The sequence below is a fragment of the Hydrogenophaga sp. genome, assembly GCF_026125825.1.
Classification (GTDB): Bacteria; Pseudomonadota; Gammaproteobacteria; order Burkholderiales; family Burkholderiaceae_C; genus Hydrogenophaga.
The window spans coordinates 1-17,775 of sequence record NZ_JAHCKK010000028.1 but is presented as its reverse complement, the minus strand read 5'-3'; the positions used below and the strand labels follow the sequence as shown (position 1 = coordinate 17,775).

Sequence of the window (17,775 nt, the reverse complement as noted above, 5' to 3'; positions counted from 1 at the left end):
ACGTCACTTCGCATACAGTGAACGTCCATCGCCGATGCCCTGCCCATGAACGACTCCACCGAAACGTCCGTTGCACCCGCCCTGCCCCGGGGCCTGCTGCCTGCCGACGACGCGCTGCGCGCCGAGCTGCACAACGAGGTGCATGCGCGGCCATCCGCCCGCATCCGGCTGCCCGCGCTGGTGGTCTACGTCGCCGTGCTCAACGAGGGCGTGAGCCGCGAGCAGGAGTGCGAGCACCTGCGCCGGCTGCCCGGCCAGCAAGGCCTCTCGCCCGATCAGATGCAAGGCAACTTCCTGCGCTTGCGCTTCGAGGAACACACGTTGAAGTGGGAACGCCACACGGAGTTCACCCGCTATTCCATCGTGCAGGCATTGCCCGCCGAGGCAGGTCTGGGCGCCAGCGACCCCCACTTGCTGGAGGCACTGGCGACACCACCGGGCTGGCTGCGGGACATTCCCGGCCGGACCATCGCGGCGATCCAGCTTGTCATGCTGCACGCCGAGCTGCCCGAGCAGACACCCCAGGCCCAGGCCCGCCTGATGGAACCCGCCCAGCGCTGGTTCGGCCACCGCACGGTGGTCGCCTCCCAGCTGGGCGGCGGGCACTCGTGGGCCGTGACGGACTTCCACCTGCAGCCGTCGGGCTTTGAACGCGTGCTGGTGATCGCGCCACCCGATGTCAGCGAAACCCGGGCCGGGCGCATCTCGCAGCGCCTGCTGGAACTGGAGACCTACCGCCTGATGGCGCTGCGGGGCCTGCCCGTGGCCAAGGCCCTGGGGCCCACGCTGACGCAAGCCGAAGCGCAGCTGGCCAGCATCACCGCGCAACTGGAAAACAAATCGGCGTCGGAACAGGCGCTGCTGGACCAGCTGGTGTCGCTGGCCGCGCGTGTGGAGCGCGCCACGGCCGAGAACACCTACCGCTTTGCCGCCACGCGGGCCTACGATGCCCTGGTCACGCAGCGCATCGCCGAGTTGCGCGAGCGGCCGATCCCGGGCACGCAGACCATTGGCGAATTCATGCAGCGGCGCTTGTCACCGGCCATGGCCACGGTGGCTGCCAGCGCGCAGCGGCTCACGTCGCTGTCCGAGCGCGTCTCACGCACCAGTGCCTTGCTGCGCACGCGGGTGGACATCGTGACCGAGGCTCAGAACCAGCAGCTGCTGGAGAAACTCACGCGCGGCCAGGCCATGCAGTTGCACCTGCAGACCACGGTGGAAGGCCTGTCGATCGCGGCCATCTCGTACTACGTGATCAGCTTGCTGCTGTACCTGGCCAAGGGCGCCAAGGCCGCAGGCCTGCCGATCCAGCCGGAAATCGCCGCAGGCGCTCTGATCCCCCTGGTGCTGTGGGCCGTGTGGCGCACCACCCGACGGATTCACGCGCGCCTGGGGGCCCCGCACTAGGCCGGCACAGGCCGCTCACCCGCCGGGCTCGCCTGGATCGACGCCGCGTCGGTGGTGATCACCCCGCCACCGAGGCAGACCTCGCCGTCGTACAGCACCGCGCTCTGGCCCGGCGTCACGGCCCATTGCGGGTCGGCGAAGTCCAGCGCAAAGCCCTGATAGCCCACGGCTTCGAAGCGGCAGGTCGCGTCGGCCTGGCGGTAGCGCGTCTTGGCGGCGAGGGCGTTGGCCGCGGGCGCATGGCCCGCCACCCAGCTCGCATCCTGCGCCCGCAGGCGTGGCGTGAGCAGCCAGGGGTGATCGTGGCCCTGCACCACCCAGAGCGTGTTCTTCTCGACGTCCTTGCGCGCCACGAACCAGGGCGCGTGTTCATTGCCGCCCTTTTGCGCGCCCTTCTCGCGCACACCACCGATGCCCAGGCCCTGGCGCTGGCCCAGGGTGTAGAAGCTCAGCCCCACGTGCTGGCCGAGCACGCGGCCCTTGGCATCCTTGATGGGGCCCGGCTCCCTGGCGATGTAGCGGTTGAGAAAATCGCGGAACGGCCGCTCGCCGATGAAGCAGATGCCGGTGCTGTCCTTCTTCTTCGCGTTGGGCAGGGCGATCTCCGCCGCGATGCGGCGCACCTCGGTCTTGGGCAGCTCGCCCACGGGGAACAGGGTCTTGGCCAGCTGCGCCTGGTTCAGGCGGTGCAGGAAGTAGCTCTGGTCCTTGAGCGGGTCCTTCCCCTTGAGCAGCTCGAAGGCACCGCCACGCTCGCGCACGCGGGCGTAGTGACCGGTCGCGATTTTCTCGGCGCCCAGGCGCATGGCATGGTCGAGGAACGCCTTGAACTTGATCTCGGCGTTGCACAGGATGTCGGGGTTGGGGGTGCGCCCGGCCTGGTACTCGCGCAGGAACTCGGCGAACACGCGGTCCTTGTACTCTGCGGCGAAATTCACGTGCTCCATGTCGATACCGAGCACATCGGCCACGCTGGCGGCGTCCAGGAAATCCTGCCGGGTCGAGCAGTATTCGCTGTCGTCGTCGTCTTCCCAGTTCTTCATGAAGATGCCGATGACCTCGTGCCCCTGCTGCTTGAGCAGGTACGCGCTCACCGCGGAGTCCACGCCCCCGCTCAACCCGACCACCACGCGCTGTTTGCTTGCCATGGGGGGATTATCCCAGCGCGGCCTGCCGCCCGATGGCGCAAGGCCATTTAAGGTTGCCTTCAAGTTGCGGCGCTGAAATGCCTTCACCCGCTGATTGGCGGGGTTCATCAAAGGACCCATCTCCCATGAAATCCATCGTTCTCTCCGCTTTCCTGATCTCCCTGACGGCCACCGCCATGGCCTCCCCGGTGTGCACCGCGCCCAAGGAACAGTGGCAGCCTGAAGCCACGTTCAAGAAAGACCTGGAAGCCCAAGGCTACAAGATCAAGACGTTCAAGGTCACCAAGGGCCAGTGCTACGAGATCTACGGCACGGACAAGGCCGGCAAGAAGGTCGAGATCTACTTCGACCCGGTCAGCGGCAAACCCCTGCAACAGAAGTGAACACCATCGTCGACTCGAAACGGGTCTGGGACCCGTTGGTGAGGGTCTTCCACTGGTCGCTGGTGACCTGCGTGCTGCTGGACCTCTTCGTGGTGGAGGAAGGCGAAGCCCTTCACCAATGGCTTGGGTATGCCGCTGCAGTGCTGGTGTGCGTGAGGGTGGTGTGGGGCTTCATCGGCCCGCGCCATGCGCGCTTCGCCGACTTCTTTCCCACGCCCGGTCGCGTGATCCGTCACCTGCAAGCCCTTGGGCGCAAGACGCCCGAACACCACTGGGGCCACAACCCGCTGGGGGGTCTGATGGTGCTGGCGCTCATGGCCATGGTGCTGGCGCTGGGGGTCACGGGCTGGATGCAGACGCTCGATGCGTTCTGGGGCGTGGCCTGGCTGCAGGACCTGCACGAGGGACTGGGCGAATGGCTGATGCCGATGGTCGGTGTGCATGTCCTGGCGGCCATCGTCATGGGCCGCATCGAACGCACCCGCTTGGTCAAGGCCATGGTGACCGGCGTCAAGGAGCGCTACTGATGCCACGTCGCGTGGCACACTGCGCCGATGCCGATCACCATCGATCCCGCCGAGGTCGAATTCACCGCCATCCGCGCGCAGGGCGCGGGTGGGCAAAACGTGAACAAGGTCTCCAACGCTGTGCACTTGCGCTTCGCCGTGCATGGCTCCTCCCTGCCCGAGGCGGTGAAGGAGCGCCTGCTCGCGCGAAGCGACCAGCGCATCACGACCGAGGGTGTGGTGGTCATCAAGGCGCAGACCAGCCGCAGCCTGGAGCAGAACAAGGCCGAGGCGCTGCAGCGGCTGCAGGCCCTGGTCGACAGCGTGGCCACGGTGCCCAAGGCGCGCAAGGCCACCAAGCCCAGCTTCGGTGCCCGGCAGCGGCGGCTCGAAGGCAAGGCGGCGCGCTCGGGTGTCAAGCAATTGCGCGGCCGCGTGCGCGGTTTGGACTGACGCGCGCCCATTCCTGATGGGTTAAGGTTTTTTTACGATTCCTTTAAGCGCTATTTAGCGGCGCGGCGAGGCGCGGATTCCTAGACTGCCTCTCCATGATTCGACGCACATGGGGTGCGGCGGTCATCCCGAGACAGGGCCGGGCCCCGCGCCTGCCCAAGGAATCCACACCATGCAATCCCACACCCTCGAAATGGCGCGCGTCGCCGCCGCCGCCCGCACCGGCCTTGGCCGCTTCAACCTCTATGCCGGCATCCACAAGGCCCTGCGCGCCTTCATGGCCGACACCCTGCTCACGGTCGGTCGCACCGACCCCACCGACGACGCAGAGCTGGCACGCACCCTCAGCCAGGTCGACGAGCTGCTGGCGCTTTGCGCGAACCACGTCGCGCACGAGAACGGCTTCGTGCATCCCGCGCTGGAAGCGCGCTGCCCAGGCACCTGCGCCCAGGTGGCGCAGGAACACATGGGCCACCTGGAGCACATCCAGCACCTGCGCGACGCGGCCCGCGCCCTGCCCGCGTGTGCGGCCGACGAGCGCGAAGCCGGCCTGCACGCGCTGTACCTGGCCCTGGCCCTGTTCATGGCCGAGAACCTGCAGCACATGCACACCGAGGAGACGGTGCACAACGCCGCCCTGTGGGCGGCCTATACCGACGCGGAACTGGTTGACGTGCACAACGCCCTGGTGGCGACGATCCCGCCTGCCGAGATGATGCTCGTGATGCGCTGGATGCTGCCCAACCTGAACGCGCCCGAACGCCTGGGCGTGCTCCAGGAGATGCGGGCAGGCGCGCCAGCGCCGGTGTTCGAGGCCATGCTGGACGCCACACGGGGCACGCTCAACGCGCACAACGCGATGAAACTGGCGCACGGGCTCGGGCTGCCGCCCGTGCCCGGCCTGGTCGCGGCCTAGCCCACTTCTTCCAGCTCGACCGGGCGCAGCGCCTCGAATCGGAAGCACCCCCGCCCGGTCTTCTGGATGCGCAACTGCGGACATTGCTCCGCCAGCCGCCGATGCAGCAACAGCAGACGGGCCTCCAGGTTGTCGGCCACGTCGGGCAGGCGCAGCGAGGCATCCAGCCGCAGCTCGCGGTTGGTGAACTCGCTGCGGCCCTGGCGCTGACCATCCTGCAGCAGCTTCCACAGGATCGCGCCCGCCACGCCTTTGATCAGGTAGTTGTTGTTCACGAACACGCTGTCGTTGCTGCGGTAGTGCCGCACGCGCAGGGCGGGACCGGCTTGCATCGGCGGCTCGGCCGCAGCGGCGCCCGCGGGTTCTTCCTCGGTGCAGACCGTCTCGGCCTCCTGCATGAGGTCGATGGCGGCGCCCAGCTGCCCACCCAGCGCCACCAGCAAATCTTCCTCGTCGTAGCCAAAGCGCATGTCCACCGGGCTTTCAACGAACAGCACACCGGTCACGCGGCCGGCAGACAGCAGGGGCACGGCCAGCTGGCTGTGCGGCTCGGGCAGGCCGGGGTAAGGAATGTCGGTTCCGGCGGGACCGCTGCCGCCGTAGCACGCGAGGCTGTCGCGCATCGCCCGGCTGTAGAGGTAAGCGCTGGTCATGTGGCCAATGCGCACTGGCGTGCGCTCGCGCGCGGCAACGCCGATCACACCATCGCCCAGGGCGATCTCCGAACCCACGCCCGAGGTGGCGTAGCCCCGGCTGGCCACGGTGTAGAGCCGCTTCGAGGCCGCATCGAGGATCAGCAGAATCGCGTGGGGCATCGCGAGCTCTTTCTCCAGCACGTCCAGCGTGGCCTCCAGCACCGCGCCCAGGCTGCGCGCGGCCGACAGGCGCGCACTCGCCCGGCGCAGCACCGCAAGGGCCGGTGGTTTGCCCGGGGTGGGCGGCAGCGGCTCGGCCAGGGGCTCCTGGGGCAGCCGCTCGACCTCGATCACCTCGTGGATGTCCGAGCCCCGCAGGCGAAACACATCGGCCATACCGCTGTGACTGGCGATGCCGGCCAGCTGCGCCTTCATGCTCTCGAACACCGGGCCCTCCTCCTCGGTGCGCAGGTATCGCAGGTGCAGGCGGTAGAACACCGCATTGAGCGGGTTGAGCACCAGCAACGTCGAACGGGGATGGGCCAGGAGGTTCTGGCGCGTCTTGTTGAAGAACTGGAACGACAGCGCGACGTGTCCCTCGTCCACGTAATAGACCTGTGAGATGTAGGCCACGTTGGGCGTGCCGTCGGCTGACGTGGTCGCCACCATGGCCGGGATGACCCCCTCCAGGCAAGGCCGCACCTCGGCCAGGTCCACGGCGGTCATGGGCGCCCCACGATCGGCTGGCCGGCCTTGCGCCCGGGCGTCTGGTCGAAGGCCTGCTCGGGCTGGAACTCGATCGCCACCACGTCGTCCAGCCGGTGCGTGAGCATGGCCCGGGTGAAAACACGGTCGAAGCCGAGCAGGGACAACTCCTGCTCCATGCCACGCAGGTAGCGCTGGAGGACCGGTGCCTCGTCCTCGCGTGCCTCGCGCAGGCGGGCGCTGGTGGTCTTGAGTTGCACGGTCTTGTGCGTGCTGGGCTGGCTGAACACCGCGGCCAATCGCCCACTGCGGGCAATGTCGCGCAGCAGTTGCACCGACTGGCTGCGGCACAGGTACACCGTGATGAGGCGGCCCTGCGGCCCGACCTGGCTGCCCACGGCGCGCATGACGCTGGGCGTGAGGTCCGGCCCACAGCTGCTGACGATGACGGAAACCCCGGCATCCATCATGGCCAGGTGCTCCAGCGTCAGCAGGGGTGAATGGGAGGATTCCAAGGGCGGCCACCAAGGGTGCACAGGACGCCGCGATCATAGCGAGGGCCGCGGGCAGCGCCAAGCGGCGGCATCGGCTTGACATTTCGCACGTTCGTGCTAAATTTGCCCCATGGACGCCAGGACGCAGAAAAGTGAAATGACACGCGCCGCCATCGTCGGCGCGGCGCTGGACCTGGCCGCGTCCGAAGGGCTGGAGGCCATCACCCTGCAGGCCGTGGCCGACCGCATCGGCATTTCCAAGAGTGGCGTGTTCTCCCGCGTGGGCTCGCGCGAGGCCTTGCAGAAGGCGGTGATCGAGGAATTCGGCCGCCGCTTCATCGGCGACGTGTTCGTGCCGGCCATGCAGGCGCCCAAGGGGCTGCCGCGCCTGAGCGAGATCGTGCGGCGCTGGCTCATCCGCCTGCGCGACGTGGAGGCGCACACCGGTTGCCTCTACACCTCGGGCGCCTTCGAACTCGATGACCGCGAAGGCGAGCTGCGCGACCTGTTGCTGGGCGAGGTCACGCGCTGGCGCGCCGCGCTGCGGCGCACCGTGCTGCAGGCGATCGAACTCGGCCACCTCCAGCCCGACACCGACCCCGAGCAACTGGTGGGCGAAATCTGCAGCCTGGCCATCGGGCTGGTTCACGACGTGCGCTTTCTGCGCGATCCACGCGCCGCCGAGCGGGCCCAGGCGACCTGGGCCCGCCTGGTCAAGACCTACGAGCACTGACCCTCTCTCTTTTTTGTCCTAATTTCGCACGATTGTGCGATTTACTTGGAGAATGCCATGAGCACCACGCCCTTGCAGACCGCTTCAGCCTACTACCAGGCCAGCCCAGGCACGCGCTGGCTTCGCTGGGCGCTGGGCCTGTCCGAGAAGGTCTGGCCGGCGCTGGCGGTGCGCGGCGCCTACCGCCTGTTTGGCACGCCATTGCCGCCCAAGTGGCTGCACCGCCGCCAACCTGCGCTCGCCGCCTGGCGTGCCACGCCCTGGCCGTTCGAGCAGGCCAGCCTCACGGTGTACGAGCCCCCCGGCCCATCCGGCCCGGTGGTGCTTCTGCTGCATGGCTGGGGTGGCCATGCCGCGCAGATGTTGCCTCTGGCGCAGGCCCTGCTGGACCAGGGCCTTCGGCCCGTGCTGGTGGATCTGCCCGCACACGGGCGCAGCCAGGGCAGCACCAGCAACCTGCCTCAGTTCGCGCGCGCCATCGAGTACCTCGCCGCGCGCCTCCAGCAGCAGGGTCACGAAGTGCGCGCCGTGGCCGCGCACTCGCTGGCGGCCAACGCCCTGGCCTACGCCGCCGCGCGCGGCCTGCCGGCAGCCAGGATCGCGCTGCTCGCACCACCCGCCTCACCCCACGCCTACACCCGCCTGTTCGCGAAGGTCTTCGGTCTGAGCGAACTCACGCGCGAGCGCCTTCAGCAGCGGGTGGAGGCGCGCGAGGGCATTCTGATGCGCCAGTTCGAGCCCGCGGCGGTGGGTCCGCGCGTGGCCTTGCCCACGCTGATCGTGCACGACCGCGAGGACCGCATCAACCGGTTCGCCGACGCCGAGGCCTATCGCGACGCGATCGCCGGCGCGCGCCTGATGCCGACCCAGGGCCTGGGCCACACGCGGCTGTTGCGCGACGGGCAGGTGGTGCAGGCGGTGGTGGCACACCTCGCGGGCTGAGCCGCCCGCAGCGCGCCTCACTTCATAGATTCACTGGGCGCGCGACTGTGCTCGTTGTTGGTGTCCACCAGCAGGCGCAGCAGCTTCAGGAATTCACCGCGCTGGCGCTCGGTCAGCGGCGCCAGGATGTGCTCCTGCACCTGCAGCATCGCGGGCACGGCCTTGGCCAGCAACGCGTTGCCCGCATCGGTGAGCACGAGCTGGCGCGAGCGCCGATCCTCGGGTGAGGTGCGGCGTTCCAGCCAGCCGCGCGATTCCATGCGGTCGACCACGCCGCCGGTGGTGGACGCATCCAGCGCAATGGTCCGCGCCAGCGTGCGCTGGTCGATGGCCGGGTGGTTGGCCACGGTCTGCAGCGCCGCGTACTGCACCGGCGTGAGCTCCAGCGCGCCCAGCTCGCGAAGAAAGATGCCGACCGAGATCTGGTGCAACCGCCGGATGTTGTGGCCGGGCTGATCGTCGATGTCGATGGCCGGAGGCTGGCAGCGCTTCATGAATTCGTTGGGAAAGGTCGGTGACGGGCGGGGCTTGCCGGAATGCTAGCATCGCCCATACAATAAGTACACTTATCGTAAGCATGCCTTGCATGTGAAGGAGACAACCGTGACCTCATCGATCCAGGAACTTCCCGTGCTGGTGGCCGGTGGTGGCATCGGCGGCCTGGCCGCTGCGCTCGCCCTGGTGCGCCAGGGCTTTCGCGTCAAGGTGCTGGAGCAGGCACCCGAGATCGGCGAAATCGGCGCGGGCATGCAGCTCGGCCCCAACGCCTTCCATGCCTTCGACGCGCTGGGCGTGGGCGAGCAGGCGCGCAGCCGCGCGGTCTACACCGACTTCATGGTGATGCACGACGCGCTGGACGAGTACCAGGTCGGCAAGATCCCCACGGGCGAGGCCTTCCGCCAGCGCTTCGGCAATCCGTACGCGGTGATCCACCGGGCCGACGCCCACGGCTCGCTGCTCGAGGGCGTGCAGGCCAGCGGCCAGATTCAATTCCTGACCTCGACGCGCGTGGAGCGCATCGAGCAGGACGCCACGGGCGTGACGGTGCACGACCAGCACGGCACGGCGCACCGGGGCCTGGCGCTGATCGGCGCCGACGGCGTGAAGTCCGTGGTGCGCCAGCAGTTCGTGGGCGACGAGGCCCGCGTGACCGGGCACGTGGTCTACCGCGCGGTGGTGGACAAGGCCGATTTCCCTGAAGACCTGCGCTGGAACGCGGCCAGCATCTGGGTCGGCCCGAACTGCCACCTGGTGCACTACCCGCTGCGCGGCGGCGAGCAGTACAACGTGGTCGTGACCTTCCACAGCCGCGAGGCCGAAGAATGGGGCGTGAAGGAGGGCAGCAAGGAGGAGGTGCAGAGCTACTTCCAGGGCATCAGCCCCAAGGCGCGCCAACTGATCGATTTGCCCAAGAGCTGGAAGCGCTGGGCCACGGCCGACCGCGAGCCGATCGGCCAATGGAGCTACGGCCGTGTCACGCTGCTGGGCGACGCCGCGCACCCGACCACGCAGTACATGGCGCAAGGCGCCTGCATGGCGATCGAGGACGCAGTGACGCTGGGCGAGGCGCTGCGGGTGAACCACAATGACTTCGAGAAAGCGTTCGACCTGTACCAGCGTTCGCGCGTGGCGCGCACCGCGCGCATCGTGCTGAGCTCGCGCGAGATGGGCCGCATCTACCACGCCAGCGGCGTGGAGCGCCTGGTGCGCAACGACCTCTGGCGTGGCCGCAGCGCCGAGCGCTTCTACGATGCGATGGAATGGCTGTACGGCTGGAACGTCGGCAACTGTCTGGCCGAGCACTGAACCCAGGAGAACCCATGAACGACCTCGGACGACTCGAAGACCTGCCTGCCGACTACGTGGCCGAGCTGCGCGCGCTCAATCTGGTGCCGCTGTGGCCAAGCCTGCGCGGCGTGCTGCCGCCGAAGACGCCGACGCGCCAGACTCAGGCGACGCACTGGGCCTACCAGTCGATCAGGCCCCTGCTGCTCAAGGCGGGAGAACTCACGCCGATCGAGAAAGCCGAGCGCCGCGTGCTGGTGCTGGCCAACCCGGGCCATACGCTGGAGAAGATGCAGGCCAGTTCGGCCATGTACCTGGGCATGCAGCTGCTCATGCCGGGCGAGTGGGCGCCGAGCCACCGCCACACGCCCAATGCGGTGCGCATGGTGGTCGAAGGCGAAGGCGCCTGGACGACGGTGGACGGCGAGAAGTGCCCGATGTCGCGCGGCGACCTGATCCTCACCCCCACGGGCCGCTGGCACGAGCACGGCCACGACGGCGACCAGCCCGTGATCTGGCTCGACGTGCTTGATCTGCCGCTGATGTATTACCTGGAGGTGAGCTACCACCTCAACGGCGGGCGCCAGGACACCCTGCGGGGGCGGGGCGACCGCGCCTACACACGGCCGGGCGTGGTGCCCACGCCGGTGTTCGGCCGCAGCGGCAAGCGCTACCCCATGCTGCGCTATCCCTGGGTGGACGCCAGGGCCGCGCTGGAATCGATGGCGGCCGACCAGCCCGACCTGGAGGCCGTGCAAGTGACCTACACCAACCCCGAGTCCGGCGAAGACGCCGAGAACGTGCTGGGCTTCCATGCCTTGATGCTGCGCCCGGGCCAGACGCTCACGCTGCCGGCACGCTCGCCTGCCGTGATCTACCACGTGATCGAAGGCGCGGCCCGGGTGGCCACCGAGGCGCAAGGCTTCGACCTGGTGGTGGCCGACACCTGCTGCATTCCCGGCTACACCGGCACCACGCTCACCAACGCGTCCGCCAACGCACCCGCCTTCCTGTTCCTCGCCGACGAATCCCCGCTGCACCGCAAGCTCGGCGTTTACGAAGTGCGCCCCGACAACCAACCCAGCATGCCGTGAAGCGGCCTCATCTCCCATGACCACGTACCTCTTCCCCCCGCCTCCCGTCGCGTCCGTTCCCGTGCGCGGCAAGACCGAACAATTTCCGGTCAACCGCCTGTTCTTCGTCGGCCGCAACTACCACGCGCACGCGGTGGAAATGGGCAAGCCGGTGGACAAGACCGCCGAGCGGCCCTTCTACTTCACCAAGGCCCCGCAGACGCTGGCGCTCTCGGGCGCGACCACCCCCTACCCCAGCGAGACAAACAACTACCACTTCGAGATGGAGCTGGTGCTGGCCGTGGGCAAGGCGGGTTTCCGGGTGAAGGCCGAGGATGCGCAAGACATCATCTACGGCTACGCCTGCGGCCTGGACATGACGCGGCGCGACCTGCAGCTGGTGGCGCGCGACAAGGGCCGTCCCTGGGACCTGGGCAAGGACGTGGAGCACTCGTCGGTCTGCAGCGAGATCGTGCCCATGCCGGGCGTGGTGATCGAGCGCGGCGCCATCGAGCTGGCCGTCAACGGCGAGGTCAAGCAGAAGTCCGACGTGGACAAGCTGATCTGGAACATCCGCGAGATCATTGCCGACCTCTCGCTCTTCTACCACCTGCAACCCGGCGACCTGATCTACACCGGCACGCCCGAAGGCGTGGGCGCGGTGCTGCCGGGTGACAAGATCACCGGCCGCGTGGAAGGCGTGGGCGAGATCGAGCTCACCGTCGGCCCCAAGCCCTGAGGAGCCCGGGCGCTGGCTATGATGCCAGCGTCATGTCCTCCACGCCCTCATCTTCGCGCACCGTGCGCTGGCTGCTCTGGCTGGCCGGCACGGTGTCGCTGGCGCTGGGCCTCATCGGCGTGGTGCTGCCGGGCCTGCCCACCACGCCCTTCGTGCTGCTGGCCGCCGCCTGCTACGCCAAGGCCTCGCCGCGCCTGCACGGCTGGCTGATCAACCACCGATTTCTCGGTCCCATGGTGCGCGACTGGGAACAGCATCGCAGCCTTACACGGCGCACCAAGACGGTGGCCATCGGCTCGATGTTGGTGATGGTCGGCCTCTCGGCCTGGGGTTTTCGCCACCAGCCCTGGGTGCTGGCTGCGCTGCTGGCGGCCGCCGCCGTCGGGCTCGTCGTGGTGGCGCGCATCCCCACGCGCGAGCGACCGACCTCCTGAACCGCCTCAGGCCGGCTGGCGCGACGGCAGCCCCCAGACCTGGCGCAGCACCGACAGCGCCGCGACGATGGCCGGGTCGTGCTCGGCGGTCTTGGGGTAGATGAAACTCAACAAGGCGGCCACCCGCGTGTGCGGCCAGATCACCAGCTCCTCGCGCTCGGCGGCGGGCACGGCCATGTCTTCGCGCAGCAGCGCCAGGCCCAGGCCCGCGCGCACCAGGCTGTAGGGCGCCGAGGCGTCGTCGGACTCCACGACCTGGTTGGGCAGCAGGCCCTGGCGCGAGAACAGGTCGCGCAGCAGCGTTTGCACGTGGCCGGCGTGCGGCGTGCCGATCCAGGGCAGGTCCGCGATTTCGCGCCAACCCGCGTGCAGCAGCCGATCGCGGTAGGCCACCGGCGCCACCACCCGGTAATGCAGGGTCTGCAGCGGCAGGCCGAGCACGTCGCGCGGGATGTGGGGCCCGATGTAGAAGGCGGCCTGCAGCGTGGACGTGGCCACGCCCTCGCGCAGCGTCTGCGCGTCGCCCGAACGGGTCTTGATGTCCAGCAGGGGCAGCGCCGCCACCAGGCCACCCAGCAGCGAGCCCAGCCGCAGCGCATCGGGATCGCCCAGCGTGCCGATGACCAGGGAACCGGCGACCTCGCCCTGCAGCTCGCGTGCGCGGCCGATCAGCGAGCCTGCGGCGGCCAGCACCTTCTCGGCCTCGGGCAGCAGGCGCTCGCCCGCGCGCGTGAGCGCGACGCGCCCGGGCCGCCGGTCGAACAGCGAGACGCCCAGCTCCTCTTCCAGCGCCTTGATCTGCCCTGTGACGGCGGGCTGCGTGACGTGCAGGGCCTCGGCCGCGCGCGTGAGCTGGCCGATCTTGGCCACGGTGACGAAGGCACGCAGCTGGTAGATCTCCATGGGCGCTCAGTGCGTCAGGAAGCGCGCCTGAGAAGGTTCGATGCCCAGCCTCACCTCGGCCCCAGGCGGGAACAGCGACAGGCCCGAGAAGTGCGCCTGGTTGGCCACGATCAGGGTCTCGCCCACGCGCACGCGGTAGCGCGAGGTCTCGCCCAGGAACTCGGAGCTCTCCACCCGGCCGTCGAGCCAGATCCGCGACGCGTCGCCGTGCTCGTCGCGCACGCGGATGTGAACGGTGTGCGGCCGGAACGCCAGCGAGGCAGGCCCCGTGCCCGGGCTCTCCTGGTTGCGCGGCAACACCATCTCGCCCAGACCATCGGCCTGGAAATGCAGGGTCTCGCCGTTGACGTGCGTCACCCGACCCTGCACGAGGTTGGCCGTGCCCACGAAGCTGGCCACGAAGCGGTTGGCCGGGAAGTCGAACAGGGCGGCGGCCGTGCCCACCTGCTGCAGCACACCCTTGTCGAGCACGGCCATGCGGTCGGCGGTGGTCATGGCCTCTTCCTGGTCGTGCGTCACGAAGATGGTGGTCAGCCCTAGTGTGCGCTGCAGGTTCTTGAGCTCCTCGCGCATCTGCACCCGCAGGTTCTTGTCGAGGTTGGACAACGGCTCGTCGAGCAGCAACAGCTTGGGCTCGATCACCACCGTGCGCGCCAGCGCCACGCGCTGCTGCTGCCCACCCGAGAGCTGGCTCGGCCGGCGCTGCGCGTAGTCCTGCAGGCCCACCAGTTCGAGCGCGGCCCCCACCTTGCGGCGCAGCGATTCCTTGGGCTCCTTGCGCTCCACCAGGCCGAAGGCCACGTTGTCCCACACCGTCATGTGCGGCCACAGCGCGTAGTTCTGAAACACCATGCCCACGTTGCGCAGGTGCGGCGGCGTGCCGGTGATGTCCTTGCCGTCGATCAGAAGTTCGCCGCGCTGGTGCTGGTTGAACCCGGCAATGAGCCGCAGCAGCGTGGACTTGCCGGAGCCCGATGGGCCGAGCAGGGCGAAGAACTCGCCCGGCTCGATGCGGATGTTGACGTCCTTGAGCACCTCGGTGTTGCCGTAGCTCAGGCTGATGTGGCGCGCTTCGAGGGAGACCTTGTTGAGATGCATGGCTGTCTTTCGATGTGTCTGTCGTTCAGGGCTGCGCGGCGCGGCCGGGGGCGCGCGACTTTTCCACCACGCGGTGCGAGAGGTAGGTGCCGATGGCCACCACGACCACGGCCACCACGCCGAGCGCGGCGCCCGGGCCACGCCCGGCGATGCTCTGCATGTAGAGGTAGATGCCGTAGCTCATGGGCGCCTGGCTTTGCGCCGAGGTGAGCAGGATGGTGGCCGAGAGCTCCACCGCGGCGGTGATGAAGCTGGTGACGAAGCCGGCCAGAATCCCGCCCATCATGAGCGGCACCATGATGCGCCGCACCGTGCTGACCTTGCCCGCGCCCAGGCTCTGGCCGGCTTCTTCGAGCGAGATGTGCACCTGCTGCAGCGCGGCCATGCACGAGCGCAGCGCGTACGGCAGGCGGCGCACCGCGTAGGCGATCATGATCAGCACCCAGGTGCTGATCACCGGCGTGTCGGTGAACGGGATGTCCACGCCCTTGAACATGCGCAGGTAGCCGATGGCCAGCACCAGGCCCGGAATCGCCAGCGCGATCGAGGCGATGTAGTCGAGCCAGCGGCGCGCGGGCAGGTCGGTGCGGAAGATCAGGTACGCGATGAGCGTGCCCAGCACCACGTCCAGGCTGGCGGCCATCAGGCAGTACTTGAGCGTGTTGACGACCATCAGCTTGGAGTCGGTGAAGATGGTGGCGTAGTGCTCCAAGGTGTAGCTGTCGGGCAGCACCGAGAAGCTCCAGACCTTGGAGAAGGACATCAGCAGGATGCCGATGTGCGGCGCCAGCGTGACCAGCAGCACGAAGCCCACCCAGGCGTAGGCCAGCACCGAGGCCCCGCCGCGCAGCGGGCGGCGCTGCAGCGAGTTGCCGCCCTTCTGCAGCGTGGAGTAATCCTTGCCTTTCATGACGCGCGAGGCCATCCACAGCGCAAGGATGGACAGCACGATCATGATCACGCTGATGACGTAGCCCAGCGGGTCTTCGATGCCCACCGAGGTGATGCGCAGGTAGGCCTGCGGCGCGAGCATGTTGGTCACGCCCATCACCAGTGGCGTGCCCAGGTCGTCGAAAACCTTGACGAACACCAGCGCCGCACCGGCCAGATAACCCGGCAGGGAGAGCGGGAAAATGATGCGCCAGAACAGGCGCCAGCCCTTGGCCCCCAGGTTCTGCGCCGACTCCTCCATGGCGCCGTCGATGTTGCGCATCGCGGCCACGAGGTTGAGCAGGATGAAGGGGAAGTAGTGGATGCTCTCGACGAAGGTCACGCCCACCAGCCCGTCCATGATCGGCACGGTGAAACCGAACCAGTCGTTGAGCAGCAGGTTGACCGATCCGCTGCGCCCGAAGATGAGCTGCAGCGCGACCGCACCCACGAACGGCGGCATGATCAGCGGCAGCACCCCGAGCGTCTGGATCAGCAGCGCACCCCGGAACTCGAAGCGCACCGTGAGGTAGGCCAGCGGGATCGCGATCACCGAAGCGAAGAACACCGAAGCCAGCGCCACCACGAGGCTGTTGATGAGCGATTCGCGCAGCAGGCTCTGGCCGAAGAAGTTGCTGAAATGCCCCAGGGTGGGCGCACCGGTTTCGGTCACGAAGGCGGTGTAGATCACCTCCGCGATCGGCAGCAGCAGGAACAGCCCGAGGAAGGCGAACACCAGACCGGCGAGCAGCCAGTGGCCCCACACAGTGGGTGGACGCAGCCGGCGCGGCGTGGGCGCGGCAGAACCTGTCAGGACAGCGGACATGGGCAATCTTTCCGGAAAGGGAGGGGCCCGCCGGCAGGCCGCCGCGCGGGCATCACGGGGCGTTCAGGCGCTCACTTGGCTTGCGCAGCGGCCTGGTTGGCCAGGTCGCGCGCGCGCTCGTAGTTGGCCTTCGCCTTGGAGCTCCACAGCTCTTCGAGCCCGGTGAGCTGTTTGGCCACTTCCACGTCGCGCTTGTTCTGGCGGAACAGGTTGAGGAATTTTTCGTCCTTCACCATGGTCTCGGGCACCAGCGACGAGTAGGCGAAGCTGCGGGCCTGGCGCAGCAGCTCGCTGCCGTGCGCGTTGGGTTTGGCCTGCAGCTTGCGGTCGGCCTCGTGGATCGCGCGCGTGGCGGCCTGCAGCTCCTTGAGGCGGAAGGTCACCATCTGGTCGAACAGGCTCACCACCACCTGGTAGCGGTTGCTGGAGAGTTCGGTGTTGAACTGCACCTTGGCGCGCTTGGCGATGTCCTGCGCGTCGGGGTAGCCGGCCGGCGCCTTGTTGCCAAACGACGCGTTGGGCAGCACCGGCAGGCGGCTGATCTTGGGGTCGAACAACAGTTCCTGGCCTTCGCGCGAGAGCGTGTAGGCGATGAACTTCTTGGCCTCGTCGGCGTTCTTGCCCCCGCTGATGAGCGCGATGTTGGCCGGCACCACCGCCGTCACCGAAGGGTAGTGGAACTCCACCGGGTAGCCCGAGTACTTGCCGGCCAGGCCGAAGAAGTCGATCACCATGCCGACGCCGTACTGGCCATTGTTCACGCCATCGGGCACCGCGAAACTGCGGTCGGTCACGGCCGCGCAGTTGCCCGCGATCTGCAGCATCTGCGTCCAGCCCTTCTCCCAGCCCTCGCCTTGCAGGATGGTCTCGACCGTGAGGTGGGTGGTGCCCGATCGCGAGGGCGAGGAGATGGCCACGTGGCCGAAGTAGGCGGGTTTGGTCAGGTCGGCCCACTCGCGCGGCGCGGGCACCTTGTTGGCCTGCATGTAGCGCGTGTTCCACATCAGGCCGTAGCCGGCCAGTGCCTGGCCGTAGTACAGGCCGTTCGGGTCGTTGATGGGGTAGTTGCCCACCTTGGCGGGCACCTGTGCGTTCTTGACCTCGGGCGCGGCCTGCAGCAGCTTGTCGCGCGCCAGCACCTCGAAGGCATCGGGCGCCGAGGCCCACATCACGTCGGGCCGCTGGCCCACGGCCAGTTCCTTGATGTAGGCGATGCTCGCCGTGGTGTTCTTGTTGAGGATCTCGATCTTGATGCCGGGGTTGGCGGCTTCAAAGGCCTTCTTGTAGGCCTCGGTCAGTTCCTTGGGGAACGAGGTGATCACGGAGACCGTGCCAGCTTGCGCCGCGGACCAGGCCGTCACCAAGGAAAGAACCACCACCTTCAGCGCTGCTGTCTGTCGTCCCATGTCTGTCTCCATCGTTGTGTTTGCGACGGGACCAATTTAGCAACAGAAAGCGCGCGCGACCAATCATGGTTTCTGATAGGCCGCATAAACCGCGGCGTGAGTCGGGTAAACCCCGAGCGGCGCAGCGTGCGGACCTTATGCCTTGGCTCGGCGCGCCAGCACTTCAAACGCCGGCAGGGTCTTGCCTTCGAGCACCTCGAGGAAGGCGCCGCCACCGGTGGAGATGTAGCCCACGTCCTTCTCGATGCCGTACTTGGCA

Annotated in this window: 20 protein-coding genes; 11 read left to right on the top strand and 9 right to left on the bottom strand. The window is 68.1% G+C overall.

Annotation, left to right across the window (positions count from 1 at the left end; genetic code table 11):
- Nucleotides 1-45: 45 nt before the first annotated feature.
- A complete protein-coding gene (locus tag KIT86_RS11445) occupies nucleotides 46-1,407 on the top strand; it encodes a DUF3422 family protein (protein WP_297398408.1) in 1,362 nt (453 codons plus the stop codon).
- Here the strand turns inward: KIT86_RS11445 and mnmA are convergent.
- On the bottom strand, nucleotides 1,404-2,555 hold the full coding sequence (gene mnmA / locus KIT86_RS11440) for a tRNA 2-thiouridine(34) synthase MnmA (protein WP_297398406.1): 1,152 nt from the start codon (nucleotides 2,553-2,555) through the stop codon (nucleotides 1,404-1,406). The two genes, KIT86_RS11445 and mnmA, sit on opposite strands and share 4 nt — an antisense overlap.
- Nucleotides 2,556-2,680: 125 nt before the next feature.
- Here mnmA and KIT86_RS11435 point away from each other — a divergent pair, with 125 nt between their 5' ends.
- From KIT86_RS11435 to KIT86_RS11420, 4 genes are all read left to right on the top strand, one after another.
- Nucleotides 2,681-2,938 carry a PepSY domain-containing protein gene (locus KIT86_RS11435; protein WP_297398404.1) on the top strand — a complete coding sequence of 86 codons (258 nt, stop codon included), beginning with the start codon at nucleotides 2,681-2,683 and terminating at the stop codon, nucleotides 2,936-2,938.
- Nucleotides 2,935-3,465, top strand: a complete 531-nt coding sequence (locus KIT86_RS11430; protein ID WP_297398402.1) for a cytochrome b/b6 domain-containing protein — start codon at nucleotides 2,935-2,937, stop codon at nucleotides 3,463-3,465. Before KIT86_RS11435 ends, KIT86_RS11430 begins: the two co-directional genes overlap by 4 nt.
- Before the next feature lie 27 nt (nucleotides 3,466-3,492).
- Nucleotides 3,493-3,897: an alternative ribosome rescue aminoacyl-tRNA hydrolase ArfB gene (gene arfB, locus KIT86_RS11425; protein WP_297398400.1), complete on the top strand. Its 405-nt coding sequence runs from the start codon at nucleotides 3,493-3,495 to the stop codon at nucleotides 3,895-3,897.
- A gap of 172 nt (nucleotides 3,898-4,069) precedes the next feature.
- Nucleotides 4,070-4,813, top strand: coding sequence for a hemerythrin domain-containing protein (locus tag KIT86_RS11420; protein WP_297398397.1), 744 nt, complete (start codon nucleotides 4,070-4,072; stop codon nucleotides 4,811-4,813).
- Here KIT86_RS11420 and KIT86_RS11415 read toward each other — a convergent pair.
- The gene (locus tag KIT86_RS11415; RefSeq protein WP_297398395.1) at nucleotides 4,810-6,174 is read right to left on the bottom strand and encodes a GAF domain-containing protein; all 1,365 of its coding nucleotides are present in this window, start codon (nucleotides 6,172-6,174) and stop codon (nucleotides 4,810-4,812) included. The two genes, KIT86_RS11420 and KIT86_RS11415, sit on opposite strands and share 4 nt — an antisense overlap.
- Complete coding sequence (locus tag KIT86_RS11410) at nucleotides 6,171-6,668, bottom strand: hypothetical protein (RefSeq protein WP_297398393.1); 498 nt, start codon at nucleotides 6,666-6,668, stop codon at nucleotides 6,171-6,173. The genes KIT86_RS11415 and KIT86_RS11410 overlap by 4 nt, the downstream gene beginning before the upstream one ends.
- 109 nt (nucleotides 6,669-6,777) lie before the next feature.
- Between KIT86_RS11410 and KIT86_RS11405 the strand changes: the two genes are divergently transcribed.
- The gene (locus KIT86_RS11405) at nucleotides 6,778-7,380 is read left to right on the top strand and encodes a TetR/AcrR family transcriptional regulator (RefSeq protein WP_297398391.1); all 603 of its coding nucleotides are present in this window, start codon (nucleotides 6,778-6,780) and stop codon (nucleotides 7,378-7,380) included.
- A gap of 57 nt (nucleotides 7,381-7,437) precedes the next feature.
- Nucleotides 7,438-8,322, top strand: coding sequence for an alpha/beta fold hydrolase (locus KIT86_RS11400; RefSeq protein WP_297398389.1), 885 nt, complete (start codon nucleotides 7,438-7,440; stop codon nucleotides 8,320-8,322).
- A gap of 17 nt (nucleotides 8,323-8,339) precedes the next feature.
- Here the strand turns inward: KIT86_RS11400 and KIT86_RS11395 are convergent, their stop codons facing one another.
- Entirely contained in the window at nucleotides 8,340-8,816 is a 477-nt protein-coding gene (locus KIT86_RS11395) for a MarR family winged helix-turn-helix transcriptional regulator (RefSeq protein ID WP_297398387.1), read from the bottom strand.
- 109 nt (nucleotides 8,817-8,925) lie between these two features.
- Between KIT86_RS11395 and KIT86_RS11390 the strand changes: the two genes are divergently transcribed.
- From KIT86_RS11390 to KIT86_RS11375, 4 genes are read left to right on the top strand one after another with little or no spacing between them, the layout of a single operon-like run.
- Nucleotides 8,926-10,128, top strand: a complete 1,203-nt coding sequence (locus KIT86_RS11390; RefSeq protein WP_297398385.1) for a 3-hydroxybenzoate 6-monooxygenase — start codon at nucleotides 8,926-8,928, stop codon at nucleotides 10,126-10,128.
- Nucleotides 10,129-10,142: 14 nt separating this feature from the next.
- Nucleotides 10,143-11,201, top strand: a complete 1,059-nt coding sequence (locus tag KIT86_RS11385; RefSeq protein ID WP_297398383.1) for a cupin domain-containing protein — start codon at nucleotides 10,143-10,145, stop codon at nucleotides 11,199-11,201.
- A 16-nt stretch (nucleotides 11,202-11,217) separates the two neighbouring features.
- Nucleotides 11,218-11,919: a fumarylacetoacetate hydrolase family protein gene (locus KIT86_RS11380; protein ID WP_297398381.1), complete on the top strand. Its 702-nt coding sequence runs from the start codon at nucleotides 11,218-11,220 to the stop codon at nucleotides 11,917-11,919.
- A gap of 32 nt (nucleotides 11,920-11,951) precedes the next feature.
- Nucleotides 11,952-12,353 (top strand): YbaN family protein, encoded by a 402-nt coding sequence (locus KIT86_RS11375; RefSeq protein ID WP_297398379.1) that lies wholly within the window; start codon nucleotides 11,952-11,954, stop codon nucleotides 12,351-12,353.
- 6 nt (nucleotides 12,354-12,359) lie between these two features.
- On the opposite strand, the gene KIT86_RS11370 is transcribed toward KIT86_RS11375, so the two are convergent.
- The 5 genes from KIT86_RS11370 to pgk all read right to left on the bottom strand — a co-directional run.
- On the bottom strand, nucleotides 12,360-13,256 hold the full coding sequence (locus KIT86_RS11370) for a LysR family transcriptional regulator (RefSeq protein ID WP_297398377.1): 897 nt from the start codon (nucleotides 13,254-13,256) through the stop codon (nucleotides 12,360-12,362).
- A gap of 6 nt (nucleotides 13,257-13,262) precedes the next feature.
- Nucleotides 13,263-14,354 carry an ABC transporter ATP-binding protein gene (locus tag KIT86_RS11365; protein WP_297398375.1) on the bottom strand — a complete coding sequence of 364 codons (1,092 nt, stop codon included), beginning with the start codon at nucleotides 14,352-14,354 and terminating at the stop codon, nucleotides 13,263-13,265.
- 25 nt (nucleotides 14,355-14,379) lie between these two features.
- Entirely contained in the window at nucleotides 14,380-16,110 is a 1,731-nt protein-coding gene (locus tag KIT86_RS11360) for an iron ABC transporter permease (RefSeq protein ID WP_297398373.1), read from the bottom strand.
- 71 nt (nucleotides 16,111-16,181) lie between these two features.
- The gene (locus KIT86_RS11355; protein WP_297398371.1) at nucleotides 16,182-17,516 is read right to left on the bottom strand and encodes an extracellular solute-binding protein; all 1,335 of its coding nucleotides are present in this window, start codon (nucleotides 17,514-17,516) and stop codon (nucleotides 16,182-16,184) included.
- Between the two features lie 135 nt (nucleotides 17,517-17,651).
- On the bottom strand, nucleotides 17,652-17,775 hold a 124-nt coding region (pgk, locus tag KIT86_RS11350), incomplete at its 5' end, for a phosphoglycerate kinase (protein WP_297398467.1).

What these genes read in the sequence shown, in the direction of transcription:
- KIT86_RS11355 (WP_297398371.1), bottom strand. Translation starts at nt 17,516, where the DNA reads ATGGGACGACAGACAGCAGCGCTGAAGGTGGTGGTTCTTTCCTTGGTG.
- KIT86_RS11365 (WP_297398375.1), bottom strand. Translation starts at nt 14,354, where the DNA reads ATGCATCTCAACAAGGTCTCCCTCGAAGCGCGCCACATCAGCCTGAGC.
- KIT86_RS11405 (WP_297398391.1), top strand. Translation starts at nt 6,778, where the DNA reads ATGGACGCCAGGACGCAGAAAAGTGAAATGACACGCGCCGCCATCGTC.
- KIT86_RS11385 (WP_297398383.1), top strand. Translation starts at nt 10,143, where the DNA reads ATGAACGACCTCGGACGACTCGAAGACCTGCCTGCCGACTACGTGGCC.
- KIT86_RS11370 (WP_297398377.1), bottom strand. Translation starts at nt 13,256, where the DNA reads ATGGAGATCTACCAGCTGCGTGCCTTCGTCACCGTGGCCAAGATCGGC.
- arfB (WP_297398400.1), top strand. Translation starts at nt 3,493, where the DNA reads ATGCCGATCACCATCGATCCCGCCGAGGTCGAATTCACCGCCATCCGC.
- KIT86_RS11395 (WP_297398387.1), bottom strand. Translation starts at nt 8,816, where the DNA reads ATGAAGCGCTGCCAGCCTCCGGCCATCGACATCGACGATCAGCCCGGC.
- KIT86_RS11445 (WP_297398408.1), top strand. Translation starts at nt 46, where the DNA reads ATGAACGACTCCACCGAAACGTCCGTTGCACCCGCCCTGCCCCGGGGC.
- KIT86_RS11415 (WP_297398395.1), bottom strand. Translation starts at nt 6,174, where the DNA reads ATGACCGCCGTGGACCTGGCCGAGGTGCGGCCTTGCCTGGAGGGGGTC.
- KIT86_RS11400 (WP_297398389.1), top strand. Translation starts at nt 7,438, where the DNA reads ATGAGCACCACGCCCTTGCAGACCGCTTCAGCCTACTACCAGGCCAGC.
- mnmA (WP_297398406.1), bottom strand. Translation starts at nt 2,555, where the DNA reads ATGGCAAGCAAACAGCGCGTGGTGGTCGGGTTGAGCGGGGGCGTGGAC.
- KIT86_RS11375 (WP_297398379.1), top strand. Translation starts at nt 11,952, where the DNA reads ATGTCCTCCACGCCCTCATCTTCGCGCACCGTGCGCTGGCTGCTCTGG.
- KIT86_RS11380 (WP_297398381.1), top strand. Translation starts at nt 11,218, where the DNA reads ATGACCACGTACCTCTTCCCCCCGCCTCCCGTCGCGTCCGTTCCCGTG.
- KIT86_RS11360 (WP_297398373.1), bottom strand. Translation starts at nt 16,110, where the DNA reads ATGTCCGCTGTCCTGACAGGTTCTGCCGCGCCCACGCCGCGCCGGCTG.
- KIT86_RS11435 (WP_297398404.1), top strand. Translation starts at nt 2,681, where the DNA reads ATGAAATCCATCGTTCTCTCCGCTTTCCTGATCTCCCTGACGGCCACC.
- KIT86_RS11420 (WP_297398397.1), top strand. Translation starts at nt 4,070, where the DNA reads ATGCAATCCCACACCCTCGAAATGGCGCGCGTCGCCGCCGCCGCCCGC.